This window comes from Burkholderiales bacterium, assembly GCA_035543335.1.
Classification (GTDB): Bacteria; Pseudomonadota; Gammaproteobacteria; order Burkholderiales; family JAHFRG01; genus JAHFRG01.
In genome coordinates, this window is the sequence record DASZZH010000028.1 from 90,600 (window position 1) to 114,950 (window position 24,351).

Annotated in this window: 24 protein-coding genes and 2 pseudogenes; 17 read left to right on the forward strand and 9 right to left on the reverse strand. The window is 59.3% G+C overall.

Annotation, left to right across the window (positions count from 1 at the left end):
• Window positions 1–13 precede the first annotated feature (13 nt).
• Both VHE58_07770 and VHE58_07775 read left to right on the forward strand, forming a co-directional pair.
• Window positions 14–2,803: an EAL domain-containing protein gene (locus VHE58_07770; GenBank protein HVS27178.1), complete on the forward strand. Its 2,790-nt coding sequence runs from the start codon at window positions 14–16 to the stop codon at window positions 2,801–2,803.
• A gap of 28 nt (window positions 2,804–2,831) precedes the next feature.
• On the forward strand, window positions 2,832–3,104 hold the full coding sequence (locus tag VHE58_07775; GenBank protein ID HVS27179.1) for an oxidative damage protection protein: 273 nt from the start codon (window positions 2,832–2,834) through the stop codon (window positions 3,102–3,104).
• Window positions 3,105–3,158: 54 nt separating this feature from the next.
• On the opposite strand, the gene rpiA is transcribed toward VHE58_07775, so the two are convergent.
• A complete protein-coding gene (gene rpiA / locus VHE58_07780) occupies window positions 3,159–3,815 on the reverse strand; it encodes a ribose-5-phosphate isomerase RpiA (GenBank protein HVS27180.1) in 657 nt (218 codons plus the stop codon).
• 139 nt (window positions 3,816–3,954) lie between these two features.
• On the opposite strand from rpiA, the gene ilvA reads away from it, so the two are divergent.
• A complete protein-coding gene (ilvA, locus tag VHE58_07785; protein ID HVS27181.1) occupies window positions 3,955–5,466 on the forward strand; it encodes a threonine ammonia-lyase, biosynthetic in 1,512 nt (503 codons plus the stop codon).
• 6 nt (window positions 5,467–5,472) lie between these two features.
• Here ilvA and VHE58_07790 read toward each other — a convergent pair whose 3' ends face one another.
• Window positions 5,473–6,153 carry a 5-formyltetrahydrofolate cyclo-ligase gene (locus tag VHE58_07790; GenBank protein HVS27182.1) on the reverse strand — a complete coding sequence of 227 codons (681 nt, stop codon included), beginning with the start codon at window positions 6,151–6,153 and terminating at the stop codon, window positions 5,473–5,475.
• A gap of 41 nt (window positions 6,154–6,194) precedes the next feature.
• On the opposite strand from VHE58_07790, the gene VHE58_07795 reads away from it, so the two are divergent.
• The 6 genes and pseudogenes from VHE58_07795 to VHE58_07820 all read left to right on the forward strand — a co-directional run bounded on the left by VHE58_07795 (window position 6,195) and on the right by VHE58_07820 (window position 13,350).
• Window positions 6,195–8,141 carry a transglycosylase SLT domain-containing protein gene (locus tag VHE58_07795; protein ID HVS27183.1) on the forward strand — a complete coding sequence of 649 codons (1,947 nt, stop codon included), beginning with the start codon at window positions 6,195–6,197 and terminating at the stop codon, window positions 8,139–8,141.
• A gap of 5 nt (window positions 8,142–8,146) precedes the next feature.
• Window positions 8,147–9,094, forward strand: a complete 948-nt coding sequence (locus tag VHE58_07800) for a complex I NDUFA9 subunit family protein (protein HVS27184.1) — start codon at window positions 8,147–8,149, stop codon at window positions 9,092–9,094.
• Window positions 9,095–9,518: 424 nt separating this feature from the next.
• A complete protein-coding gene (locus VHE58_07805; protein HVS27185.1) occupies window positions 9,519–10,742 on the forward strand; it encodes a multifunctional CCA addition/repair protein in 1,224 nt (407 codons plus the stop codon).
• A 58-nt stretch (window positions 10,743–10,800) separates the two neighbouring features.
• Window positions 10,801–11,274, forward strand: a complete 474-nt coding sequence (locus VHE58_07810; GenBank protein HVS27186.1) for an EF-hand domain-containing protein — start codon at window positions 10,801–10,803, stop codon at window positions 11,272–11,274.
• A 128-nt stretch (window positions 11,275–11,402) separates the two neighbouring features.
• Window positions 11,403–12,011 (forward strand): annotated as a pseudogene (locus VHE58_07815) (glutathione S-transferase N-terminal domain-containing protein).
• Window positions 12,012–12,093: 82 nt separating this feature from the next.
• The gene (locus tag VHE58_07820; GenBank protein ID HVS27187.1) at window positions 12,094–13,350 is read left to right on the forward strand and encodes a protein kinase; all 1,257 of its coding nucleotides are present in this window, start codon (window positions 12,094–12,096) and stop codon (window positions 13,348–13,350) included.
• Here the strand turns inward: VHE58_07820 and VHE58_07825 are convergent.
• Window positions 13,347–14,006 (reverse strand): hypothetical protein, encoded by a 660-nt coding sequence (locus VHE58_07825; GenBank protein HVS27188.1) that lies wholly within the window; start codon window positions 14,004–14,006, stop codon window positions 13,347–13,349. The two genes, VHE58_07820 and VHE58_07825, sit on opposite strands and share 4 nt — an antisense overlap.
• A gap of 113 nt (window positions 14,007–14,119) precedes the next feature.
• On the opposite strand from VHE58_07825, the gene VHE58_07830 reads away from it, so the two are divergent.
• The 4 genes from VHE58_07830 to VHE58_07845 all read left to right on the forward strand — a co-directional run bounded on the left by VHE58_07830 (window position 14,120) and on the right by VHE58_07845 (window position 16,720).
• Complete coding sequence (locus VHE58_07830; protein ID HVS27189.1) at window positions 14,120–15,508, forward strand: mercuric reductase; 1,389 nt, start codon at window positions 14,120–14,122, stop codon at window positions 15,506–15,508.
• Between the two features lie 108 nt (window positions 15,509–15,616).
• Window positions 15,617–15,820, forward strand: coding sequence for a hypothetical protein (locus VHE58_07835; GenBank protein ID HVS27190.1), 204 nt, complete (start codon window positions 15,617–15,619; stop codon window positions 15,818–15,820).
• A 23-nt stretch (window positions 15,821–15,843) separates the two neighbouring features.
• Entirely contained in the window at window positions 15,844–16,503 is a 660-nt protein-coding gene (locus VHE58_07840) for a diphthine--ammonia ligase (protein ID HVS27191.1), read from the forward strand.
• A gap of 7 nt (window positions 16,504–16,510) precedes the next feature.
• The gene (locus VHE58_07845; protein HVS27192.1) at window positions 16,511–16,720 is read left to right on the forward strand and encodes a cysteine-rich CWC family protein; all 210 of its coding nucleotides are present in this window, start codon (window positions 16,511–16,513) and stop codon (window positions 16,718–16,720) included.
• Here the strand turns inward: VHE58_07845 and VHE58_07850 are convergent.
• Window positions 16,717–17,874 (reverse strand): SAM-dependent methyltransferase, encoded by a 1,158-nt coding sequence (locus VHE58_07850; GenBank protein ID HVS27193.1) that lies wholly within the window; start codon window positions 17,872–17,874, stop codon window positions 16,717–16,719. The genes VHE58_07845 and VHE58_07850 overlap by 4 nt on opposite strands.
• Before the next feature lie 81 nt (window positions 17,875–17,955).
• On the opposite strand from VHE58_07850, the gene VHE58_07855 reads away from it, so the two are divergent.
• From VHE58_07855 to VHE58_07870, 4 genes are all read left to right on the forward strand, one after another.
• The gene (locus tag VHE58_07855; GenBank protein HVS27194.1) at window positions 17,956–18,696 is read left to right on the forward strand and encodes a pteridine reductase; all 741 of its coding nucleotides are present in this window, start codon (window positions 17,956–17,958) and stop codon (window positions 18,694–18,696) included.
• Window positions 18,693–19,436, forward strand: a complete 744-nt coding sequence (locus tag VHE58_07860; GenBank protein ID HVS27195.1) for an ATP-binding protein — start codon at window positions 18,693–18,695, stop codon at window positions 19,434–19,436. Before VHE58_07855 ends, VHE58_07860 begins: the two co-directional genes overlap by 4 nt.
• A 200-nt stretch (window positions 19,437–19,636) precedes the next feature.
• Window positions 19,637–19,867, forward strand: a complete 231-nt coding sequence (locus VHE58_07865; protein HVS27196.1) for a hypothetical protein — start codon at window positions 19,637–19,639, stop codon at window positions 19,865–19,867.
• Window positions 19,864–20,091 carry a DUF4440 domain-containing protein gene (locus VHE58_07870; GenBank protein HVS27197.1) on the forward strand — a complete coding sequence of 76 codons (228 nt, stop codon included), beginning with the start codon at window positions 19,864–19,866 and terminating at the stop codon, window positions 20,089–20,091. Before VHE58_07865 ends, VHE58_07870 begins: the two co-directional genes overlap by 4 nt.
• A 170-nt stretch (window positions 20,092–20,261) precedes the next feature.
• On the opposite strand, the gene VHE58_07875 is transcribed toward VHE58_07870, so the two are convergent.
• The 5 genes and pseudogenes from VHE58_07875 to VHE58_07895 form a co-directional block, all read right to left on the reverse strand.
• Window positions 20,262–20,939, reverse strand: a complete 678-nt coding sequence (locus tag VHE58_07875; GenBank protein ID HVS27198.1) for a hypothetical protein — start codon at window positions 20,937–20,939, stop codon at window positions 20,262–20,264.
• Window positions 20,940–21,079: 140 nt separating this feature from the next.
• A complete protein-coding gene (locus VHE58_07880) occupies window positions 21,080–21,940 on the reverse strand; it encodes a M48 family metalloprotease (protein HVS27199.1) in 861 nt (286 codons plus the stop codon).
• Entirely contained in the window at window positions 21,937–22,461 is a 525-nt protein-coding gene (locus tag VHE58_07885) for an SH3 domain-containing protein (GenBank protein HVS27200.1), read from the reverse strand. Before VHE58_07885 ends, VHE58_07880 begins: the two co-directional genes overlap by 4 nt.
• A complete protein-coding gene (locus tag VHE58_07890; GenBank protein HVS27201.1) occupies window positions 22,458–22,850 on the reverse strand; it encodes an adenylate/guanylate cyclase domain-containing protein in 393 nt (130 codons plus the stop codon). The genes VHE58_07885 and VHE58_07890 overlap by 4 nt, the downstream gene beginning before the upstream one ends.
• Before the next feature lie 40 nt (window positions 22,851–22,890).
• A pseudogene (locus VHE58_07895) lies at window positions 22,891–24,351 on the reverse strand (CHASE2 domain-containing protein).

The following is a 24,351-nucleotide window of genomic DNA, read 5'->3' on the forward strand; positions in this document are numbered from 1 at the left end:
GGGGAGTCAAACCGTGATAGGGTTTTTCCGCACCACATCGCTGCGCCTGAAGCTGGTATTGATCAGCTTCGTGGTGGAAGCGGTGATGCTCACCCTGCTGGTCGCCAACAGCGTTTGGCTTATCGACAATGTGCTCGACGAGCAAGCGCGCCTGCAGATGAAGATGCTGGGCCCCCTTCTCAACGTTTCGCTCGCCGGGCCACTGGCCGACGGTGACATCGCTTCCGCCAGACAAATCCTCGCGGAAGTCCGGGCGAAAGAAAGACTCGCCTACGTGGAACTGTTTAACGATAAAGGTGAAATTCTCGCCGGCGCGGAACCGTCGGCAGCCTCGCATTACGAAAGCTGGGTGACGATCGAGCAAGAAGGCAAAAGCTACGGCCGGCTGCGCCTCGGCATTTCCACCGATTTTCTCGCCGCCGCCAAGCAGAAACTTTTTCTCGAAAGTTCGGTGATTGCTGTTGCCGAGGTGCTGCTTTCGCTGCTGCTTTTCCTCGGGCTTGGTTTTTGGCTGACGCGGAACCTTAAGGAACTGACCGATGCGGGAAAAGCGGTGGCGGGCGGTAATTATGCGGTGCGCGTGCAGGTGGTGTCGTCCGACGAAGTCGGCCGGCTTTCCACCACCTTCAATGCCATGGCCGAGGCGGTGCAGAATCAGGTCAAGTCGCTTAAAGAGGGTGAAGCGAAATTCCGCGCGATTGCCGATTACAGCTATGACTGGGAGCTGTGGGCCGACCCCACCGGCAAGGTAGTGTGGGTGAACCCTTCGGTGCAGCGGCTCACCGGCTATTCCCCGCAGGAATGTCTGGAGATGCAAGGCTTCCCTGCAGCGATTGTCCATCCCGAGGACAGCGATCGCTTCCGCGAAGGATCGCGCCGCATTCTGGACAACAAAACTACCAGCGGCAGCGGCTTCGAGTTCCGCGTGCTGCGCAAGGATGGCATTAGCTTCTGGGCGGCAGCGGACTGGCAGCCGATTTACGGCGCCCGCGGTGAACATCTCGGCGTCCGCGGCAGCATTCACGACATCACCGAACGCAAGCAGGCGGAACTGAAGATCTTGGCCACGGTGCAACAACTCGAACAGGCACAGCAGTATCAGCAGCGGTACTACGCCCAGGCGCAGGAAGAACGAGCGCGCTTCAATTCATTACTTAACGCGATGGACTTGGGCATCCTGTTTGTCGGCAACCAGAACAGCACGGCTTATTACAATCCGGCGTTCTTGCGCGTCTGGGAGCTGCCTGCGGATACCCAGCTTGCCGGCACGTCGACCGACGAGCTCCTGGCCACTTTGGAAAAACAGCTGGCGCGTTCCGCGGACTATACCCAGCATGTGCACGAAATAATTCAGACCAAGGAGAGTTCCCACAACTATGAACTCACGCTGGTCGATGGGCGCATGTTGTTGGAGACGAGCTATCCCGTCCCGGGCGCTGATGGCCGGTATATGGGCCGGCTGTGGCTATTCAAGGATGTCACCCAGGAGCGCCGCACCGCCGATCAGATAATTTATCTGGCCGAGCGCGACGCGCTGACCGGGCTTTACAACCGGCACCGCTTCCAGGAGGAATTAACGCGCATGCTGGCGGACGCCGGGCGCCGCAATTCCGCGATGGGGCTTTTGTTTTTTGACCTAGACGAGTTCAAGGTCATTAACGACACCTACGGCCACCGCGCGGGCGACTCCGTACTGATTCGCGTGGCCGCGGAAGTGGGTACGCAGGTGCGGCGCAACGAAATCTTCAGCCGCTTGGGGGGAGACGAGTTCGCCATTCTGGTCCCGGATGTGCGCGAGGACGAATTGCAGGTGCTGGCGGAACGCGTGGTGCATTCGATTCCGCAGATCCCGTTCCATTTCGAGGGGCATAACCTGAGGCTGACCACCAGCCTGGGGATTGCGGTGTTTCCCGATCATGCGCAAAACGCGGAGGAGCTCATAGCGCACGCCGATGCGGCGATGTACCAGGCCAAGGAAGCGGGCAAAAACGCCTGGCGCATCTACGCCCAGCAAAGTGATACCTCGCGACAGATGCTCACCCGCATCACGTGGAACGAACGCATCCGCAGCGCGCTGCGCAATAACCTGCTCTATCTGGATTTCCAGGGGGTGTACCGCGCCGATGATGGCCGCCTTTCGCACATCGAGGCACTGGTGCGAATGAAGGACGAGGAAAATCTCGGTAACATCGTCATGCCGGTGAGCTTTATCCCGCTCGCGGAAAAAAGCGGAGCAATCCTGGAAATCGACCGCTGGGTAATTGGCCAATGCATCGCCCTGCTGGCGACCTCAGGCAAAGTTCCGCCGATCTCCGTGAACATTTCCGCCCGCTCGTTCGACGACCCGAAACTGCCGCACTATATCAGCGACGAACTGCGCCGCCTCGACGTGAATCCCAAACGGCTGATCGTGGAGCTCACCGAGACTTCGGCGGTGGCGGATTTGCACGATGCACAGCGCTTCATCGAAGCGCTGCACCAAGCCGGCTGCCGCGTCTGCCTGGACGACTTCGGCAGCGGCTTTTCCTCGTTTGCCTATCTCAAGCACCTGCAAGTGGATATCGTGAAAATTGACGGTATGTTTATCCGCAACTTGCCCAACGACAGCGACAACCAGGTATTCGTCCGGGCCATCGTGGATGTGGCGCGAGGCATGCGCAAGATTACCGTGGCGGAATCGGTGGAAGACAAAGAAACACTGGAGATGCTGAAAGGTTTCGGCGTGGACATGTTACAGGGCTATTATCTGGAAAAGCCGCACGCCGATCATGTGGCGATAACCCATATAGGAACGGCGGTATAATAAAACGATACTTTCCGGAGGAACGCCAATGGCCAGGATGGTGAAATGCGTGAAGCTCGGACACGAAGCTGAGGGCCTGGATGTGCCGCCCTATCCGGGGGAACTGGGAAAACGCATTTATGAGAACGTCTCGAAACAGGCGTGGGGGGGCTGGCTGGAGCACCAGAAGATGCTGATTAACGAGAACCGCCTCAACCTCGCCGATTCGAAAGCAAGAAAATATCTCGCCGAGCAGATGGAAAAGCATTTCTTCGGCGCGGGCGCGGAGGTGGCGTCCGGCTACGTGCCACCGAAGAAGTGAAGAGGTGAATGAGGTGAATGAGGTGAATGAAGTAAAGAGGTGAAGACTTCGCGCCTAGGTGTAGGTCTTCACCCCGTCCGCAGTTCCTAAAAGCAGCACGTTCGCCGGGCGCTTTGCGAAAATCCCGTTGCATACCAAGCCGTCGATTTGATTGAGTTTTTCTTCAAGCTCCGGGGGATTATGAAGCGTGAGGCCGTACACGTCGATAATGATGTTGCCGTTGTCGGTGGTGAAGCCCTGGCGCAGCTGGGGGGAGCCGCCCAATTTAACGAGCTGACGTGCCACATAGCCTCGTGCCAGCGGTATCACTTCCACCGGGAGCGGGAATTTGCCAAGCACATCAACCAGCTTGCTTCGATCGGCAATGCACACGAATTTCTTCGCCGCCGCGGCGATGATTTTCTCCCGAGTCAATGCTCCGCCCCCGCCTTTTATCATGTGCAGGTGCTCGGTGATTTCATCCGCGCCGTCCACATAAACCGGCAGCTCGTTCACGCTGTTTAAATCCAGCACCGGAACGCCCAGGTTTTTCAACCGCTGCGCCGTGGCTTCGGAGCTGGCTACCGCGCCTTCCAGCTTGTGCCTGATTTTGCCGAGCTCGGCAATGAAATAGTTGGCGGTTGAGCCGGTGCCCACGCCGACTACGCAGCCTTCCGGCACATACTGGATTGCCACGCGCGCCGCCGCCTGTTTCAATTCATCCCGGGTCATTTTTAGTTCTCTAGGCACAGGCGGCTAGAATAGCGTCTGGCCGAATTTTGCACAAATCGGCGGTGAACAACTGGACGCCGATGGCTGACAGCTGAAAATCCTGCTAACCTTTGCGCTGGTTTGTGCCATCTATTTCGATATGCATACGGATTATCTGGAAAAAATTCTCGCTTCCCGCGTCTACGACGTGGCGCACGAGACGCCACTGGAGCTTGCACCCGGCCTTTCCGCGCGAATACACAATCGTTTGTTATTGAAGCGCGAAGACATGCAGCCGGTGTTTTCCTTCAAGCTGCGCGGCGCCTACAACAAGATGGTGCAGCTTTCCGAGGAGAAGTTGCAACGCGGAGTAATCGCCGCTTCCGCCGGCAACCACGCGCAAGGCGTGGCGCTGGCCGCGCAAAAGCTCGGCTGCAAGGCGGTCATCGTCATGCCGGCGACCACGCCGCAAATCAAGGTGCAAGCGGTGACGGCGCGCGGCGCGGAAGTCGTGTTGCACGGTGACTCGTACGACGAAGCGTATGCTGCTGCACGCAAGCTCGAAAAAGCGCGCAAGCTCACTTTCGTTCACCCCTACGATGACCCGGATGTGATCGCCGGTCAGGGCACGGTGGGCATGGAAATCCTGCGCCAGTGCAGCAAACCCATTCACGCGATTTTCGTTGCCGTAGGCGGCGGCGGGCTGATTTCCGGAGTGGCGGCGTACGTGAAACGCCTGCGGCCTGAAATAAAAATCATCGGCGTGGAGCCGCAGGATGCGGACGCCATGACGCGCTCTCTAAAGGCCGGCCGGCGCGTAAAACTCAGCCAGGTGGGATTATTTGCCGACGGCGTGGCTGTGAAAGAGGTGGGCAAGGAAACCTTCCGCCTTTGCAAAGAATATGTGGACGACATGATTCTGGTGGACACCGATGCGATTTGCGCCGCCATCAAGGACGTGTTCGAGGATACCCGCTCAATACTCGAGCCGGCGGGCGCGCTCTCGGTGGCCGGCGCCAAGGCCTATGTTCAGCGCAAGAAGCTCAAGGGCAAAACGCTGGTGGCGATTGCCTGCGGCGCCAATATGAATTTCGACCGTTTGCGCTTCGTTGCCGAGAATGCCGAACTCGGCGAGCGGCGCGAAGCGATCCTTGCCGTGACTATTCCCGAGCGGCCGGGGAGCTTCAAGAAATTCTGCTCGCTCCTGGGCAAGCGCAACATCACCGAATTCAACTATCGCATTGCCGACCCGAATGAAGCGCATATCTTCGTCGGTATACAGGTGCATAACAGCGAGGAGACCGCAAAACTGGTCGCCACGCTGAAGCGGCATCACCTGCGCACGCTGGATTTTTCCGACAACGAAATGGCCAAGCTCCACGTACGCCATCTCGTAGGCGGCCATGCCTTGCTCGCCGACAACGAGTTGCTTTACCGCTTTGAATTTCCGGAGCGTCCCGGAGCACTGATGAAGTTTTTGAACAGCATGCGCTCGGACTGGAACATCAGCCTGTTCCACTACCGCAACCATGGCGCGGACTACGGCCGGGTGCTGGTGGGCATGCAGGTGCCGCCGCGGGAGATGGGGGAATTCCGCCAATTTCTCGCCAAGCTCGGCTACGCCTATTGGGACGAAACCAAAAACCCTGCTTACAAGCTGTTTCTGAGTTAAGCGGAATCAACCTTTCTCGCCGCCAAAATAATCCGGGGCGATTTCGTGGGGCGAGCTGTATGGTCCCGGTTTGTACTTCTGTCCGCGGCGAGCCAGCAGTTCGATTTTGCCACTGCCTCGCTCATACACCCCGCGTTCGGTGACGATGAAGTCCATCGGGAGGTCGTAAGCCTGCGGATGGATAGTGGCAAGCCTTGCGAGTTCATAAGTTACGCCGATCACCAGCGGTTTTTTATTCAAGCTTGCCAACGTGCGGTCGAAATAACCGCCGCCGTAACCCAGGCGGTAGCCTTCTTCATCAAAGCCGTTCATCGGCAAGAGCACCGTATCCGGCACGACTTCGGATGATTGCGCCGGATAGGGAATGTCGAGGACGCCGTTTGCCATTTTCACGCCGGGATGCCATTCACGGAAAATGAGCGGCGTCTTAGGCGCGACGACGACAGGCAGTGCCGTGACCGCGCCACGTTCGCGCAGTTTACGCATCAGGAAGCGCGCATCGAATTCATTTTTATGTGGCCAGCAAAAAACTACCACGCCGCGCGCCAGATTCGGAAACGCGCGCTCGAGATGATTGCTAATGGCGTCGTTCCAAGCGCTGCGCTCCGCGGGATTCGCCGCAAGGCGCCGGGCAATCAGTTCGGCACGCAATTCTTTGCGCCAGGTTTTGAGTTCGGCTGTGTTCATACCTTATTTCTTGCATCCGGTCGTGGTATGCTAAATCCTCCATGAGACAGACTATAGCAGGAACCCGAATTTCTTTGTTTGCGCTGTGCGCCGCGTTGAGTTTGGCTTGGCCTGCCCGCGCGGACCAGGGCGATGATTTTTTAACGGCGCGCGCAGCCTACGCGGGCGGCAACATCCCTCGCCTGGACCAATACGCCAAACGCCTGCAGGGTTATGTGCTGGAACCCTACAGCGCTTACTGGCAATTGCGCTCGCGGCTGGAGGATGCGCCGCCGGAAACGGTAAGGGCGTTTATCTGGCGTTACAGCGATACGCTGCTGGCCAACCGCTTGCGAGCGGAATGGCTGAAAGTGCTGGCGCGCAAGGCCCGGTGGGAGTTGTTTGCCGCTGAATTCCCGCCGCTGCGCAATGAAAGCGCGGAGCTTACCTGTTATGCGCTGCAGGGGCGGCTGCGCAATAAAGATGACACGGCGTTCATCGAGGCGCGCAGCCTCTGGTTTTCCGCGGAGGAGCGGCCCGACAGTTGCACGCCGCTGTTTCAGGAGATGTTTGTCCACCAGGCGCTGGACATCGAGGACGTGTGGCAGCGGTTGCGCCTCGCCTTGGAAGCCGGCAACCTCGGCGCCGCGAGGCGCGTCATCCAATATCTTCCGGCGAAACTGGCGCCCAATCCGCGCCTATTCAAAAGCATCGCCAACCGGCCGGAGCGTTATCTCGCCAAACCGACCTACAATATGAAGACCCGGCTCGGCCATGAGCTCACTTTGTTCGCGCTCTACCGCCTGGCAAGCAATGAGCCGAAACGGGCGTTGTCCTTCTGGAACAAGCTGGCGGACGCGTTCGACGAAGAGGAACAACAATATGTCCGGGGCCAGCTGGCGTACCAAGCGGCGCTCAAGCACGAGCCCGACGCGCTTAACTGGTTTGCCAACGTGCCGGTGAATCTGCTCAACGACCAGCAGCTTGGCTGGAAGACGCGTGCGGCTTTACGCGCGCTGGACTGGCAGGCGGTACTCGACGGGATCGGAGCGATGACGGTCATCGAGGCGCGCGACCCCACTTGGCGCTACTGGAAAGCGCGGGCGCTCAGGGAGCTGGGAAAAAATGCCGAGGGCGACGCGATTTTGCAGGAGCTGGCAAACGAGCATCATTACTACGGTCAGTTGGCCAGCGAAGAGCTGGGCGTGGCGCACAGCGCACCCGCCGTTACGTACAGGCCGAGCGAACAGGAATTATCCGCAATCGAGCAATTGCCCTCCATCCAGCGCGCGCTGGCGCTGTACCGGCTGGAGCTGCGCTACGAAGGCAACCTCGAGTGGCAATGGGTGATTCGCAGTTTCGACGACATGCAGCTGGTGGCCGCGGCGGAAATAGCGCGGCGCCACCAGTTGTATGAGCGCGCCGTCTTTACCGCGAACCAAACGCTCCAGCTGCATGATTTCAGCCTGCGCTATCCCGCTCCCTACCGCGAGCATGTCCAGGAATACGTGCGCCAGTCCGAGCTCGATGAAGCCTGGCTTTATGGCGTGATTCGCCAGGAAAGCCGTTTCGAGCTCGACGCGCATTCCAGCGCCGGCGCGCGCGGGCTGATGCAGCTCATGCCGGCCACCGCCAAATGGGTGGCCAGGCGCATCGGCCACAAGGGCTACCGGCATACCAAGGTGAATGACCTTGAGACCAATCTCAGTCTTGGCATTTTTTACTTGAAACACATCCTGGATATTTCCGGCGGCCAGATGGTGCTGGCTTCCGCGGCGTATAACGCCGGACCGACGCGGGCACGGCAATGGAGCGCGGAGGTGCCGCTGGAAGGCGCGATTTACGTGGAAACCATTCCTATTAACGAAACGCGCGGCTACGTCAAAAAAGTGCTCTCCAACACACTCTATTACGCCGGCATCCTTGGCCAACAGCCGCTCACGCTGAAAGGCTTGCTCGGCACCGTCCCGCCGCGCGCGCAGAGCCGTTCGTTGCAAGACGAGAGGTAGCGGGCGTGAAACTGGATAAGGTTTGTGTCGTTGGCGGTTCAGGATTTGTAGGCAGGCACATTGTCCACCTGCTGGCGGCACAAGAGAAAAAAGTGCGGGTGACTACGCGCAACCGCGAGCGCTCCAAGGGGCTCATCGTTCTGCCCACCGTGGATGTGGTGCAGGCGGACGTGCACGATGATGCACAGCTTGAGCAAATGCTTGAGGGAATGGACGCGGTCATCAATCTCGTGGGGATTCTGCACGAGGAGAGAAGCGGCGATTTCCAGCGCGTGCATGTGGAGCTGCCGCAGCGCATCGCCAGAACATGTGAGCGCCTCGGTATACCGCGCTTGGTGCACATGAGCGCGCTCAATGCTGATGTGAACGGCCCCAGTGCTTATCTGCGTTCCAAAGGCGAAGCCGAGGCGACTCTCAAGAATCAAACCAGGGCGCCGGCAGTCACGATATTTCGCCCTTCGGTGATTTTTGGGCGTGAAGACAAGTTTCTCAACCTATTTGCGAAACTGCTCAGGTTTTTTCCCGTATTGTTTCTCGCCTGCCCCAACGCCCGCTTCCAACCGGTTTTTGTGGAAGACGTGGCGCGCGTGTTTGTGGACAGCCTCGCCAGGCTTGAAACCTTTGGCCAAAGCTACGATCTGTGCGGGCCAAAAGTGTATACGCTGCGTGAACTGGTGAAATACATGGCGGTGCTCACCGGCCGCTATCGCCCGATTGTTGGCTTAAGCGACCGGCTGTCGTATTTGCAAGCCTGGAGCATGGAATTCCTGCCGGTCAAGCTCATGACCCGCGACAACTATTATTCGATGAGAATCGACAGCGTGTGCGACTGTGCTTTTCCGGAAATTTTTGGCTTCCAGCCTGCCGCGCTGGAGGCGGCGGTGCCGCTTTATCTTGCGGGTGGAACGCCGCGCGGGCGGTATCGGTGGTTCCGCTACAAGGCGGGGCGCTAGGTTAAATTGCTGGAGGCGGCCGCGACACGGTGGGCGAAGCCCGAGTGCGGGAGCGGCCGCAAAAGCCTCGGATAGAAGATGTTTCTTGCAGCCGCTGCCCCCGCCTCCGCACCAAGCTGTGCTCACCGTGATCCGAGGCGCCCCGGCGGCGCGCAGGGGCAATATTTAGATGCTGATATGCGTAGTCACAATGAATGCCAGGGACTTAAAAGCTGAAATCATCAACGCTTGGTTGAATGAACCGTGTCCTGGCGACAACAATATTGCGGCCGGCACGACGGGCTATCCTCTGCTGTCGAACTAGTCGCTTCGGCGCAAGTTTGCGCGGAACATTTGCTTGGCCTTCCCGCCGTGCGGCAATGGGTGACGGAAGCCGAAACTGAAAGCGAAATCATTCCCGAATTCAAACCTCAGTCCTGAACCCATGAAAATTTATTCGGTAGGCGGCGCGGTGCGCGATGAGATTTTGGGCCTCAAAGTGACGGATCGGGATTACGTAGTGGTGGGAAGCACGCCGCAGGAAATGCAGCGCCTGGGCTTCAAGCCGGTGGGCAAGGATTTTCCGGTGTTTCTGCACCCGAAAACGCACCAGGAATACGCGCTCGCCCGCACCGAGCGCAAAACCACGCGCGGCTACAGAGGCTTCAGGATTTATAGTGCGCCGAATGTGACGCTGGAGCAGGATTTGGCGCGGCGCGACCTCACCCTCAACGCCATTGCCAGGGATGAACGCGGCAAAATAATTGATCCTTACGGGGGCATCAAGGATTTGCAGGCCGGCGTGTTGCGCCATGTCAGCCCGGCTTTTACCGAAGACCCGGTGCGCATCCTGCGCGTGGCGCGATTTGCCGCGCGCTACGGCTTCAAAGTGGCCGGGGAAACCATGGCTTTGATGCGCGAGATGGCGAAAAACGGCGAAGTGGATGCATTGGTGGCGGAACGCGTGTGGCAGGAGCTTTCAAAGGGTCTGATGGAAGCGAAACCCTCGCGCATGTTCGAAGTACTGCGCGAGTGCGGGGCGCTCGCCAAAATCCTGCCGGAAGTGGACCGGTTGTTTGGCGTGCCCCAGGCGAAAGAGCAGCATCCGGAAGTGGATACCGGCATGCACATCATGCTGGCGATCGACTATGCCGCCTCCAGGAATTTTTCGCTGCCGGTGCGCTTTGCCGCGCTCACCCATGACTTGGGCAAGGGGGTGACGCCGCAAAAAGATTGGCCGCGCCATCCCGGCCATGAAACGAAGAGCGTGGAATTGGTGAAAGCATTGTGCAAGCGCATCAGGGTTCCCGCCGCCTGCCGCGATCTGGCCGTGATTACGGCGCGCCATCATGGCGAAGCGCACCGCGCGCTCGAGCTTGACGCGGCAAGCATCGTCAAGCTGTTGCAGGCAACCGATGCTTTGCGCAAGCCGCAGCGTTTTGCCGAGTTCCTGGACGCCTGCGGCTGTGATTTTTACGGCCGTCCCGGTTACGAGACCAGGATTTTTGCGCAGGCCGCCCGCCTGCAAGGCGCGTTGCGCGCGGCAAAAGGCGTGGATGCCGGCAAAATCGCCAAACGGCTTAAAGATTCCCGGCAAATCGCGGCCAGGATACGCATGGCGCGTACCGCCGCGGTCGACACTTGGCTTGCCGGCGAACGGATTGTGTAAACTGATAGCCTACTGAAACGTTTATCCAGTGCCCCATTACTGAATAGAGGAGAACATCATGCTAAAACCCGTTTTGATTGCCTTGCTGTTGCTGGTTCCCGCGTTCGCGCTCGCCGATGACGCCGGAAAGCCCGGCGAGAAAAAGTACCGGATGGAAGAGCACTTCAAAAAAGCCGACAAGGACAACGACGGCACGCTGACCAGGGACGAAGCCAAGGCCATGCCGCATGTCGCCAAGCATTTCGATGAAATTGACGCCGACAAGGACGGCACCGTTTCCATGGATGAAATTCGCGCGTTTGCCAAAGCGCATCATAAAGACGCGCATCACCGCGGTGAGGAACGCTTCAAGAAAGCCGACAAGGACAACGACGGCACGCTGACCAAGGACGAAGCCAAAGCCATGCCGAATGTCTACAAGAACTTCGATGCCATAGACACCGATAAGAATGGCACGGTCACGCTGGATGAAATCCACAACCACATGAAGTCCCGGCGGGAAACGCGCCAAGGCCAGCCGAAGGCGTATTAGCCGCATATTGCAACGCCGGTGGGTCACCATCGGCGTTTTTTATTTTTTAAAGCCGGGAATCCTGTTACCCGCTGGATGTCGGAACGCGGCAACCGATGATTCCGCAAAATTATGGCACAGGATTGAAAATGATAGACCTTTATACCTGGTCCACACCCAACGGCCGCAAGATTTCCATCATGCTGGAAGAAACCGGCCTGCCCTATCGCGCGCACCCCGTTGATATCACCAAGGGCGAGCAGTTCCAGCCGGAATATGTGGCGATTTCCCCGAACAGCAAGATTCCGGCGATTGTGGATGAGCAAGGACCGGAGGGTATGCCATTCAAGCTGTTCGAATCCGGCGCGATCCTGATTTACCTTGCGGAGAAAACCGGAAAGTTCTTACCCCGGGCGGTTTTGCCGCGCTACGAAGTGTTGCAGTGGCTGATGTTCCAGATGGGCAATGTCGGCCCGTTTTTCGGTCAGGCGCACCACTTTCTGCGTTTCTCCAAGGAAAAAATACCGTATGCCATCGAGCGCTACAGCAGGGAAACCGCGCGGCTCTACGGCGTGCTCAACCGGCAGCTGGCGGGCCGCGAATATCTTACGGATGAGTATTCAATTGCCGATATCGCGACTTTTCCCTGGGTGGCGCGCTATGAGTGGCAGCAAATCCGGCTTGAGGAGTACCCCAACGTCAAGCGCTGGTTTGACGCCATTGCGGCGCGGCCGGCCGTCAAGCGCGGCATGGCGGTGCCCATGTGACGCAGTTCACTGTGCAGCACTCGGCAATCACTTAAAATACGCAACGCTTTAATCGATGATGGCAAATCCGGCAATGGGACTTCTCGTTCCTATACAAATCGGCAAGTATCCGGTGATCCGCGAGCTGGGGCGCGGCATGACCGGCCGCGTCTATCTCGCGCGTGACCCCTTTGGCGGGCGCGAGGTGGCCATCAAACTGGTGAGCACTGAAGACATTGGCAACCCCGAGGACCGCAAGGTTTTCCGTAAAGCTTTCCTGAACGAGGCGTCGCTTGCCGGCAAGCTTTCGCATCCGCACATCGTCGGTATTCTCGACGCGGTAGTGGAAAAAGCGATGAGCTACATCGTGATGGAATATGTCGACGGCAGCACTCTCGACCAGTACTGCAGCGTGGATCATCTGCTGCCCCTGGAGAAAGTCGTGGAAATCACCTTTAAATCCAGCCGCGCGCTGGAGTTCGCCAATCACGCCGGGGTAATCCACCGCGACATCAAGCCGGCCAATATCCTGATGCAAAGCAATGGTGACATCAAGATCAGCGATTTCGGAGCGGCGCTCCTGCGCGATACGGAAGAAACGCAATTAACCGGCGTCGGTTCGCCCGCTTACATGTCGCCCGAGCAGCTGCGCGAACAGCCGCTCACGCCTCAAACCGATATTTATTCGCTGGGAGTGGTGATGTACCGGCTGCTCACCGGGAAGTTTCCCTTCAACGCCGCGAGCAAGGCGAGCCTGATTTACCAGATCCTCAACATTGACGCACTTCCGCCCAGCGTGCACCGGAGCAATCTTCCTGCGCAACTTGACAGCATCGTGTTATGCGCGCTGCAAAAGGATTTGAGCTTGCGCTATCGGAACTGGAACGAATTCGGCAGGGATCTCACCGGCGCGTTCAAGAACCTGGTCATGCCTGGTGAAAACATCCCGGAAACCGAAAAATTCAACATCATAAAAAGCCTGCCGTTTTTCCGCGATTTTCACGACGTGCAAATCTGGGAAGCGCTGCGCATTACGGCCTGGAAAAAGCTGCCAAAAGGAACGGTGATCATCCGCGAAGGCGACCAGGGCGACTGCTTCTACGTCCTCGCCGAAGGCGAGGTCACGGTCAGCAGGCAGGGCAAACCCCTCAACGCCCTCAAGCGCGGCGACTGTTTCGGGGAAATGCTGTACTTTCGCGCCGCCACCGCGGAGCGTAAGACTTCGGTAATTGCCTCGACCCCGGTCACCGTGGTTGAAATCAAAGCCTCGTCGTTGATCCAGGCCTCGAATCCCTGCCAGAATCAGTTCAACAAGGCATTCCTCTCCATCCTCATCGAGCGGCACGGCTAAGGTCGACTGTGACGCTTTAAGAATTCAAGGATGTCCTCGACCTTGAGCGGGTGAGGATTCAGGCCCTTGCCCTTGATCACGCCCACCCACGCCATGTTCTTCTGCATCCGTTCCACCACCTCCGGCCACTCCTTGGCGGTATGGCGCTTGGGATCGGGCAGCTCATGGCATTGTATGCAGGCCTCGGTGTAAGCCCGACCCGCCGTGGTGGTCTTGAGATCGGGATAGCGCCCGGGGTCTATCGCTTTCTGCCCATATTCGCTCAAGTAGGCAAGCAGGTTCTCGACTTCCGCCTCCGACGGCGCTTCCACGTCTTCCATCAGTTCCTTCATCACCACACCGAGATTACCTTCCCCTTGCATGCGCCGCACCATGCGCTCGGCCACCACTTCCCAGCGCTCCGGGGTGTGCATGTAGGGACTGGGCAGATAATGACACTGCACGCAATAGCGGGTGAGCGTCCGCGCTCCCGCCGAGGCGGGTTCCGGCAACTCTTCGGGTTTGGGCCCGGACGGCAGGATACGCAGCAGCATCAGGCCATGCGGTCCCTGCTCCCATTTGGCTGGCCCCGCGGTCTTTACGCTTTCCTGTTGCTGCGCCAGCGCCGCGCCCGAGGCAGCAAAAAACAGGACCAAGCAATAAAGTTTCAGCCTCATACGGTTTGGAAATTTGCTGATGCGCTCCTGCTCCTAAGCGGCCCGGGGTAAGCGTGATTATATTGTGCTAACCTGCAATTGTGCCAGACTCAACACGGCGCAAAGGAGCGAGTATGCCTGCACACTACGATGCAATTATCATCGGCACCGGCCAATCGGGCAAGCCTCTCGCCGGGACGCTCGCCAAGGCCGGCTGGAAGACTGCAGTGATCGAACGCGAGCATGTGGGCGGCACCTGCGTCAACGTCGGCTGCACGCCGACCAAGACCATGGTGGCGAGCGCGCGCATCGCGTATCTGGCGCGCGGCGCCGCGAATTACGGCGTCAACACCGGGGACGTGAGCGTGGATATGGCCAAAGTTTACGCGCGCAAAAAAGCCATAGTGGAAAGTTTCCGCAAAGGCGGGCAGGACCGGCTGGAGAACACGCCCAATCTCGAGCTCATTTTCGGCGTGGCGCGATTCAAGGATCACCGCACGGTGGAGGTGCGGTTGAACGGCGGCGGAACGAGGGAAATGACCGCAGACAGAATCGTCATCAACACCGGCGGCACTCCCGCGCTGCCGCCGCTACCCGGATTGAGCGAAGCCCGGCCCCTTAATTCTTCCACCATCATGGAGCTGCAGGCGCTGCCCAAGCATCTGCTGGTGCTGGGTGGAAGCTACATCGGCCTCGAGTTCGCGCAGATGTTCCGTCGCTTCGGCAGCCGCGTCACCATCATTCATCGTGATGACCGGCTGATCAACCGCGAAGATCCGGATGTATCCGAGGAAGTGCAGAAAATCCTGCGCCAGGACGGTCTCGAGATTTTGCTTAATGCGCAAGTCGTGCGTATTTCCCTGCAGCCAAACGGCCGGACCGAGGTGAACATCAGGACGCCGGCGGGAGAGCAGACGGTGGCGGGCTCGCACCTGCTCGCGGCGCTGGGGCGCGTGCCCAGCACGGCGGAATTGAATCTCGCGGCGCCGGGGATCGAGACCAACAAGCTGGGCTTTATCAAGGTCAATAACAAACTGGAAACCAATGTCCCGGGCATCTACGCCATCGGCGATGTCAAGGGCGGCCCCGCGTTCACGCACATTTCCTATGACGATTTCCGCATTCTGCGCGCGAACTGGCTGGAAGGCGGGAATGCCACTGTGGATGGGCGCCTGGTGCCCAACACCATGTTCATCGATCCACAGCTGGCAAGCGTGGGGCTTAGCGAAACCGAGGCGCGGGTACAGAAGCGCAACTTCCGCGTCGCGAAACTGCCGATGACCCACGTGGCGCGGGCGATCGAAATGGGAGAAACACGCGGTTTCATGAAAGCCATCGTGGACGCGGACAGCGGGCGGATTCTCGGCTGCACCATATTGGGCGTCGAGGGCGGCGAGGTCATGGCGGTGCTGCAAATGGCAATGATGGGCGGGGTGCACTACGCGCAAATCAAGGAAGGGATTTTTGCCCATCCCACTCTCGCCGAGTCGCTCAACAACTTGTTCATGGCGATGGATGCGTGAGGCTTGCGCTTGCAGCGGCGCCGGGACATGATGGCCATCTGGATGACCATTTAGGGAACTGATGCGCAGCGTGCAGATCATCCGCAAGGCGCACTGGCGTTCGAGCAAATGCTTGAGAATTCCTTCCAGGTGATTGCTCCCGCCGTCACCGCTTTCGATCCGGCCACGCGGCTGCAGCAGCGGCGCGGTGGCGGCCTGCGCATCGGCGATGCGCTTCAAGTCAACGACAGCGTCACTCTGTTCTATACGCTTGGCGACGGGCTGCTCAAAGTCGCCACCGCGTTTCACGTTCCTGCCAGTCGTGGCGTTTGAGCCGTGTTGCCCTGAGTCATTCTGTGAAAATCATTTTATCCTGGAGCGGGGGCAAGGACAGCATGCTCATGTTGCACAAGCTGCTGCAGGAAGGTGAATGCGAGATTCTGGCGCTGATTACCACCGTGATTGAGGGCGAAGGCAAAATCGTCATGCACGAAGTGCCGCAGGCCCTTCTGGAAACGCAGGCTTGCGCCCTGGGTTTTCCGCTATACACCCTCGCTCTTCCACGCAATCCAGGCAATGCCGTTTATGAAGAAAAATTCGGCGGCATGCTGGAGAGGCTCAAGCGGCGCGGCGTGGAAGGCATTGCCTTCGGCGACATATTCCTGGAAGACATCCGCGACTATCGGGAAGGTTTTTTGCAAAAAGTCGGCGTGCAGCCTTTGTTTCCCATCTGGAAAACCGACAGCCGCCGGCTGGCCCGGGACTTCATCGAGCTGGGATTCAAGGGCATCACCGTGTGCGTGGACAGCCGCGCGCTGGATGCCTCGTTCGCGGGCCGGGAAATCAACGAGGATTTTCTGCAAAGCCTTCCCGCAGGGGTTGATCCCTGCGGAGAAAACGGCGAGTTTCACAGCTTTGTGTATGACGGGCCGTTATTCAAGGACCGCGTGCATTTTAAAAAAAGTCAAATAAGTCAACGTGACCTCTTTTATTATTGCGACCTCATCGCGCAATAAAGAGCCCATGGATAAACCCAACAAACACTGCGCTGAATGCGGCGCTGCTTTTGTCTGCGATTACGCGCTGGGCAAGCAGACGTGCTGGTGCAGCCAGAATTTTCCGGCGGTGATGCCGATGAAGAACTCCGAGTCGGGTTGCTATTGTCCCGTCTGCTTGGAGAAGAAAATCGCCGCCTTGATGTTGGAAGCTTCCGCCAAACGCGGTGCCGGCTAGCCCAGGATTCCGCTCTTGTCGCCGCGGGCAAAGCCTAGTAGTTTTTCGGTAAAGCCTTTGCCGAGCGCCAACACTTTAAACAGCTCCCCCATTTCCGCGGGGCTTAACAGCTTTTGCGCGGCCGAAGCCAGAGGCAGGTAAGCTGCGGCATCGTCGGGCGGAACCTCGGCAAGAATTTCGGTGATGCCGCAGTTAATCAGAAACTGCGCCTGGCCGGTGTAACCGAGCAGACTTAAGCCCGCGTCCACGCCGGCACGGGCGATAGCGCTGAAGTCGACGTGGCTGGTGATGTCCTGCAGCCCGGGCAGGAAAAACGGGTCGGCGTGCGCGTGGTGCCGGTAGTGGCACATCAGCGTGCCCCGGCTGCGCTGCGGATGATAGTACTCGCGCGCCGGGAAGCCGTAGTCGATGAACAATGCAACGCCCTCCTGTAATGTGCTTGCCAGCGAGTGCAAGAAGCCTTGCGCGGCAAGTCCGATTTCGGTCCGGTAATTGTCCGCGGGGAGGTTGAGCCGCGAGGCCGCTTCGCGCAAGGAATCGGGCGCGCGCGTTTCGTGCCAGCCCAATCCGTTTTTGTCAGTGTCATACTGGACATCGGCTTCAAGTATGTCGCGCTTGCGCATCACGACGACATTCACCGGCATTGCGTCGAGAACTTCATTGCCGATGATGAGGCCCGAGAACGCGGGCGGAAGCTGGTTCAACCATGCGACACGCTCCAACAGATGCGGCACGCGGGCCGCAAGCCTGTCGCGGCTGCGCTGGCGCAAATCGGGACTGATTTCCAGGATATGGTAATGGCGCGGCAGGCGTCCGAGCCGCTCCAGCTCTTCCAGCAGGGCGGCGGCGAGCGCGCCGCTGCCCGCTCCGATTTCCAGGATCTGGTCGTAGCCCTGCTCGAGTATCTGCTTTGCTTGCTGCGCCAGCGTCCGGCCAAACAGCGGCGAGAGTTCGGGTGCAGTGAGGAAGTCACCGCTGGCTCCGAGCTTGCGCGCCCCGGCGTTGTAATAGCCCAGCCCCGGCGCGTAAAGTGCGAGCTCCATGTAGCGGGCAAAGGAAATCCTGCCGCCGTTCGCGGCGATTTCACCGCGAATCAGCTGGCAAAGCTGGTCACTGTGCTGCTGCGCTTCGGCGCTGGGCGGAGGAAGTGGCATCGGTTGAAAGCGCGTATGGCGGAGACGCCATCAGAATTGCTGTAAAATTTCAGTTTCACTGCAATATAGCGGAGAAACGGGGTGCAAGGCAAAGTAGTGCTGATTACCGGCGGTGCTAGGCGCGTGGGCGCCGCGATTTGCCGCCATCTGCATGCGCGCGGCGCCGGCATCATGGTGCATTACCGTACTTCGTCGAAGGAAGCGCGCGCGCTCGCCTCCGAGCTCAATTTGAAGCGCGCCGATTCGGTGGCATTGATTCAAGCGGATTTGCTCCATCTGTCGGGGCTGCCGAACCTGGTGAACGACACGGTGAAGCGCTTTGGCAGGCTGGATGTGCTGATTAACAACGCTTCGAGCTTTTTCCCGACGCCGCTCGGGGAAATCAGCGACAAGGTGTGGGAGGATTTGGTTGGCACCAACCTCAAGGCGCCGCTGTTTCTGTCGCAGGCGGCGGTGGCGCAGCTCAGGAAAAACCGCGGCTGCATCGTCAACATCGTGGACATCCACGCCGAGCGGCCGATGAAGAACTACGTGGTGTACAGCACGGCGAAAGCCGGGCTGGTAAACCTTACGCGCTCGCTGGCGCGGGAGCTCGCGCCGGAAGTCAGAGTGAACGGCGTCGCGCCCGGCGCCATCGTTTGGCCGGAGGACGAGGCGTGGTCGGATGAAGTCTCGCGCCAGCGCATTATCCATTCGACGTTGTTGAAGCGCGTCGGCGACCCGGAAGACATCGCCAAGGCGGTATATTTCCTGATTGACGATGCGCCTTATATTACGGGTCAGATTATTGCTGTGGACGGCGGCAGGAGTATCAACATATGACACCAGTTCCGGTTAAACCCCCGCGCACTTTATTAAGCCTCGCCGGCAAGGCGATTGCCGATTACGCGATGATTCGGCCGGGCGACCGTGTATTGCTCGGCCTGTCCGGCGGCAAGGACAGTTTGTCCTTGCTGCATGTGTTATTGCATCTTAAGGCGAAATCGCCGGTGAAGTTTGAGCTTGCCGCCGCGACTGTGGATCCGCAATCGCCGGAATACCATCCCGAGCCGCTCAAGGCCTATATGGCCGGGCTGGGCGTGCCGTATTTCTATGAAAGCTACCCGGTGCTGGAGCTCGCCAAGGAAAAAATGGGCAATGCTTCGTTCTGCGCGTTTTGCTCGCGCCTGCGCCGCGGCATGCTCTACGGCGCCGCGCGGCGCGAAGGCTGCAATGTACTGGCGCTGGCGCAGCATCTGGATGACTTCGCCGAGACCTTCATGATGAGCGCGATGTTCGGCGGGAAGCTGCGCACCATGCGCGCGCATTATGTCAACGACGACGGCGATCTGCGGGTGGTACGCCCGTTCGTTTACGTGCGCGAACGGCAAACCCATGCTTTTGCCAAAAGCACCGGGCTGCCGGTGATTACGGAAAATTGCCCGGCCTGTTTCGCCATGCCGATGCAGCGCTGGAACATCAAGCAGAAGCTAGCCCAATGGGAAGGCGAAAACCGCCAGCTCTTCGCGAGCCTGCTTACCGCCATGCGCCCGCTGCTCACGGCATCACCAGGGGATGATTAGCGCTTTGTTTATGCGCTTATTATTGGGCGCGGTAGGAAATGGGGTTTGGAATCAATTTACCGAGGGTTTAGAAACAGTTCGGGCTTTTTATCAAATGGATAGTGCTTGACTCCGCCATCGATCCAGCCTATATCCAAAAAGGTTACCCTAGCCGTACTTCGGCCACAGCGGGCCAATAACCAAACCAAGGGAGGTTAATCATGAGACGCTCTATCTACTCTTTGCTGTTGCTTATCCTGTTGGTAATTGTACCCAGTGCTTGGGCGGGGCCCAAGGAGGAGGTTGCTGCCACCACCGCGAAATGGGCGGAGGTTTTCACGGACGACAACCCCGACAAGATCCTCGCGCTCTATGCCAAGGATGGCGTGCTGTGGGGAACGCTATCTCCCAAACGGGGGATGATCCGGAAGCGATTCGGGATTATTTTGTGAAAGCCTTTGCGGCGCTACCGGCCCACAAAGTCAGTTTCGGAGACCAGTTAATCCGGGTATATGGCAACACCGCCATCAACACCGGCTATTACACGTTCTCTTATGTAAAAGACGGCGAGGCTAAGTCTCTCCCCGCGCGCTACAGTTTTACCTACGTGAAGAAGGGAAAAAAATGGTTGATCGTCGATCATCACTCGTCCGCCATGCCCGCGCCGCCCAAGTAACAAGTAAAAGGAAAACCCGGGGTCAGGTCTTGAAACATGAGAGTTCGATTTTCTCTGCGTCTTCCGCGCCCTCTGCGGTGAAAGGTTTTCTTGGTGTCCTGCGTCATGGCGGTTTAAACTCTAAAAAATGGGGGCGGAGTCAATTTCGCTTCCAATGCGAAGCGTAGGCGCTACTTCCGCCGCGGCGCTGGATACTGGAGCAGCTTTCCGGTCTTGCGTTCAAACGCATCGCGGCGGTGCAGAAGCCGCGCTTGCTTTGCGGTTATGAGCGGGTAGTGCCGGATTTCATCCAGCATCTCCACCACCTTCCAGCAATCGTCGCCATTCGTCACCCACAGCTTGGGATTCACTTTGCGCAGATCGAAGGCGCGCGAATACTGCCGCAGTGTCTGGCGGCCTTTCTTGTTGGTGTATTCGTGAAAATAGGATATCGCGAGTTCCCGCAAGCTGCGGTACACGGCGTCGCGGTGACGCAGCTGGGGATGGTTGGTCTTGGAAATCGCGCCCCAGCACCCGCCGCGGCGAAACAGCGCCACCACGTGATCGTAGTCGTGCACGGCCTTGAAATCGAGAAGCAGCGGCGGCTCGCCCTGGATCCACAGCGCGCAGGCGGCGAGCAGCGCTCCCTCGATGCAATGTGCGCGTCGCTGTTTCAGCACTTCGCGCACCGACAGGACAGTGTCGCCGTGCGGTTCGAAGTTGGCCTTGATGCCGTTTAAATATTCCTGGATTTTGTGCGGCGTGCTCAGCCGCTTGAGCGTGTCAAATTCCCGTTGGCTCAGGTCGAGGTCCGGACGGAGCGCGCGCCGCACCGCGCCGGATTTCGCTTTTTTTGATTTTCGGGTCACGCTGCGCGCGATGCTTTTATTTGCGCCTGCCGCCCGCGGGCTCAAGCGTGCCGGCAAAGCGCGCGGCCTGCGCAGGAAAACAGAAGGCTGCGAACAGGATCAAGAGGAAAATTCGGCTTCCCATTCGCAACCCCGGGGAATTACTGCGAGGAGAGATGCAACTTCCCGGTGTACTGCTGGAAGCGCATCATGTTCTGCGGCGCCTTGATGCCGTCGAGCGTGGCCAAGCCGGGCGCGAGCTTGTCGAGCCGGTCCTGCGGCAGCGGGTGGGTCTTGTACAGCAGCGTTAGGTAATTATCCTTGGGATCGGCGCTGGCGAGCGTGGTCAGCACCGCCGGCAATCCATACGGATCATAGCCCGCCCGCGCCGCCAGCACCACTCCCATACGGTCGGCTTCGTATTCGTCGGTCTTGTCGAGACCGCGGGCGTAGAGCTCCTTGGTTGGACCCGCCAACTTCTGCACCAGATCGGCGTGCCGGCTTTCGGCGGTAGCCGCCGCCGCCCCCGCGCTCAGCAGATTCATCACGGCGGACTTGCGCAACGCCTTGAGATGATGCTTCTGCGTCACGTGCGCCACTTCGTGACCGAGCACACCGGCAAGCTCGGCTTCGTTGCGCAACTGCTTCATCATGCCTTTGGTGACAATGATGTAGCCGCCCGGCGCAGCAAACGCATTGATGTGGTCCGAATCGTTGACGCCGAAATGCCAAGGCAGGTCCGGCCGTTCCGACTGCTGTGCCACCCACATGCCGACGGCATTCACGTAGCGCTGCAGCTCTGCGTCATTGAACAGCGGGCGGGCACCGAGCAGCGTTTCGGCAATGCCGTCGCCGATTTCGATCTCCTCGGCCTGCGTCGGCTCGCGCAGGTTCTTGAGCGATTGCTGCAGACCGCCCGACTCGTTGATGTTGCGAAAGAAGGCCTGGGTCTGTTGTTGCGAGCAGCCACTGAGCGCCAACGCCGATAGGAGCAGAATGAAAGCAAAGCGCATCGAGCTCATTTTGTTTCCTTAAGCGGCTTGCCGTTTTCGTCGAAGTAGGCGACCTGGTGTTGCCCTAGTTTGCCCTTGGCGGCCAGTTGCTGCGCGTTAGCCGGGGTCGCGGCAAAGCCCTTCATCTTTACCACTTCAGCGGGATTCGGCGCGGCTTTGGCGAGATCCTCCTCGGAGAAGCCGCGCACGCCGGTGGTCACCGTCGCGGTCGTCACTGGTCGCGGCCGGTTGGAGAATCCAATGGCCGACAACAGATTGCCGCCCTGGGGTTTCTGGTCCGGATTGCCGAGGCGCACCGACAGCATGCGCACCCAGCCCTGCTGCTCTTCCTTGGTCTTGATCTGCATCCAGGCGCCTTGGCGGGTCAGGATCTCAACCTGGGATTTCTCAGCGAGCGTCGTCACCGTTTCCGCGTCTAGAAAAGGCTTCGCCTTCAATTCGGTCGGGCCCAGCGTGTAGCCGGTTTCGGCTGTGTGTGCCGGCGGGATGAACAGGGTAAGTACGGCGGCAAGCCATGCCCAGCGTTTCATGCGGATTTTCTCTCCGGTTCGAACAATTCGACCTCCTGCGTTCTGCCTTTGACTTTATAGCGTCCGCGTGGAACAAAGTCAAAGGCGTCTGGGCACAGCCGCAGGGTGTCTTCGGAAACCAGAATTCTCGCCACGCCCTTGGTCAGCCCTTCGATGCGGCTCGCCAGGTTGACCGTGTCGCCGATGGCGGTGTACTCACGCCGCTGGTCGGAACCGATTAGGCCCACCACCGCCGAGCCCGAGTGGATGCCGATGCCGGCGTCGAATTCGCCACCCATGTCGCCGAGTTCCTTCCGGAATGCCTCGAGCGTGTCTGCCATGTCCAGTGCGCAGCGAATTGCATTCTCGGCGTGCTTCGGGTCGTCGAGCGGCGCACCCCAGATCGCCATGAGGGCGTCGCCGATGAATTTTTCGAGCGCACCCGCCGTGGCGGAAGATCACGTCCACCTGGCGGCTGAAGTAGCGGTTGAGCAGATCCACAACTTGTTGGGGGGTGCGGGATTCCGACAAGGCGGTAAAGCCGCGAATGTCGGAGAATAGCAGCGTCACCTGCCGGCTCTGGCCTTCGCGTGACAGTCCGCCGTGCGCCATCAGCTCCTTCACCACGTGCGGATTGACGAAGCGGGAAAACTGCGCGATTGCCTGCTCGCGCCCGCGCCGCTCGCGCAGATACTCCTGCAACGCGGCGATGAAATAGAACGCCCAGCCGAACAGCAGCGGCCGCAGCACCGGCACCAGCAGCAACTTGCCGACTGCGAGGTACTGCCCGATTAGCAGAACGGCCGAAGCCCCCGCCAGCGCCGCGCCGATCTTCAGCGTATTGAATCGGGCGCGAAATCCCGCATACAGCAGCGCCAGCACGATCAAGGTCAAAGCCGCCGGCCAGGCAACCGATACCTGCGACAGGTAGTTTCCGTTCTTGAGGTTGTCGATCGCCGTGGCGAGGATATCGACGCCATCCGAGCGTATGTTCACCGGAGTGGGTCGGATGTCGTGCAGCCCGGTCGCCGTGACGCCTATGATGACGATCTTGTCCTTGAACTCGTTCGGATCACGCTTGCGTTTTTGGCTGTTGAAATCGACGTAGAGGTCGGCGTAGGAGACGTACGCTCGTGCAGCCTTGCCACCCGGCCAGCTCAGTAGGATGGACTTGACATCAGGCACCGCCAGTCCGAGGTCCTGCGCCACCCTGGCGGGAAGAGAAGGAATCTTCCAGCCATACGCGTCCTGATACACGAAGTACCGCCGCCCGACGCCATCGCGGTCGGCAAGAAAATCGATTGTGCCCAGGCGCCAGTTCTCCGGCAGCAACGCCTTGGGCAGGCCGATGTTCAACGTGGCCTTCCGGTCGGCCCGCGCACCGGCGACCGCGCCGAGCGCGCCTTGCATTTCCGCGAGCGGCACGCCATAAGGGTCTGCCGCGGCATCCTGGCGTGCAGTCGGAAAGAACACGTTCTTGTGGGGAGAGATTGCCTTGTTGAACAACTCGTCCGCATCCAACCGGTAGGTGTCCGGCTCGAAAAACAGGATGTCGAATACGATGGCGCGCGGCTTCTGTGCGGCGAGGCCCTGCACCAGTTCGCCATGCACGGAGCGCGGCCACGGCCAGCGCCCCGCGTAGTCGGCCATTCGCTCCAAACTGTCCTCGTCGGCGACGACGACGACTATATCGGGATCCGGCCTGAGTCTCTCCGCCTGACCGGCGACGAAAAGATCGGAGAAGCGTGCCTCCGGCGTGCGCAGCCAGTTCAGCCAGGAGAATTCGACGACCACGGCAAGCACGATGGCAAGCGCCAATAGATTGAGAGGGTCGCCGAGGGTGCGCTTCGCCTCGACGCGGCCGAGGCCCGCGATCAGTTCCAGCACGTGCGCGACGAAGGCGTCGGACAT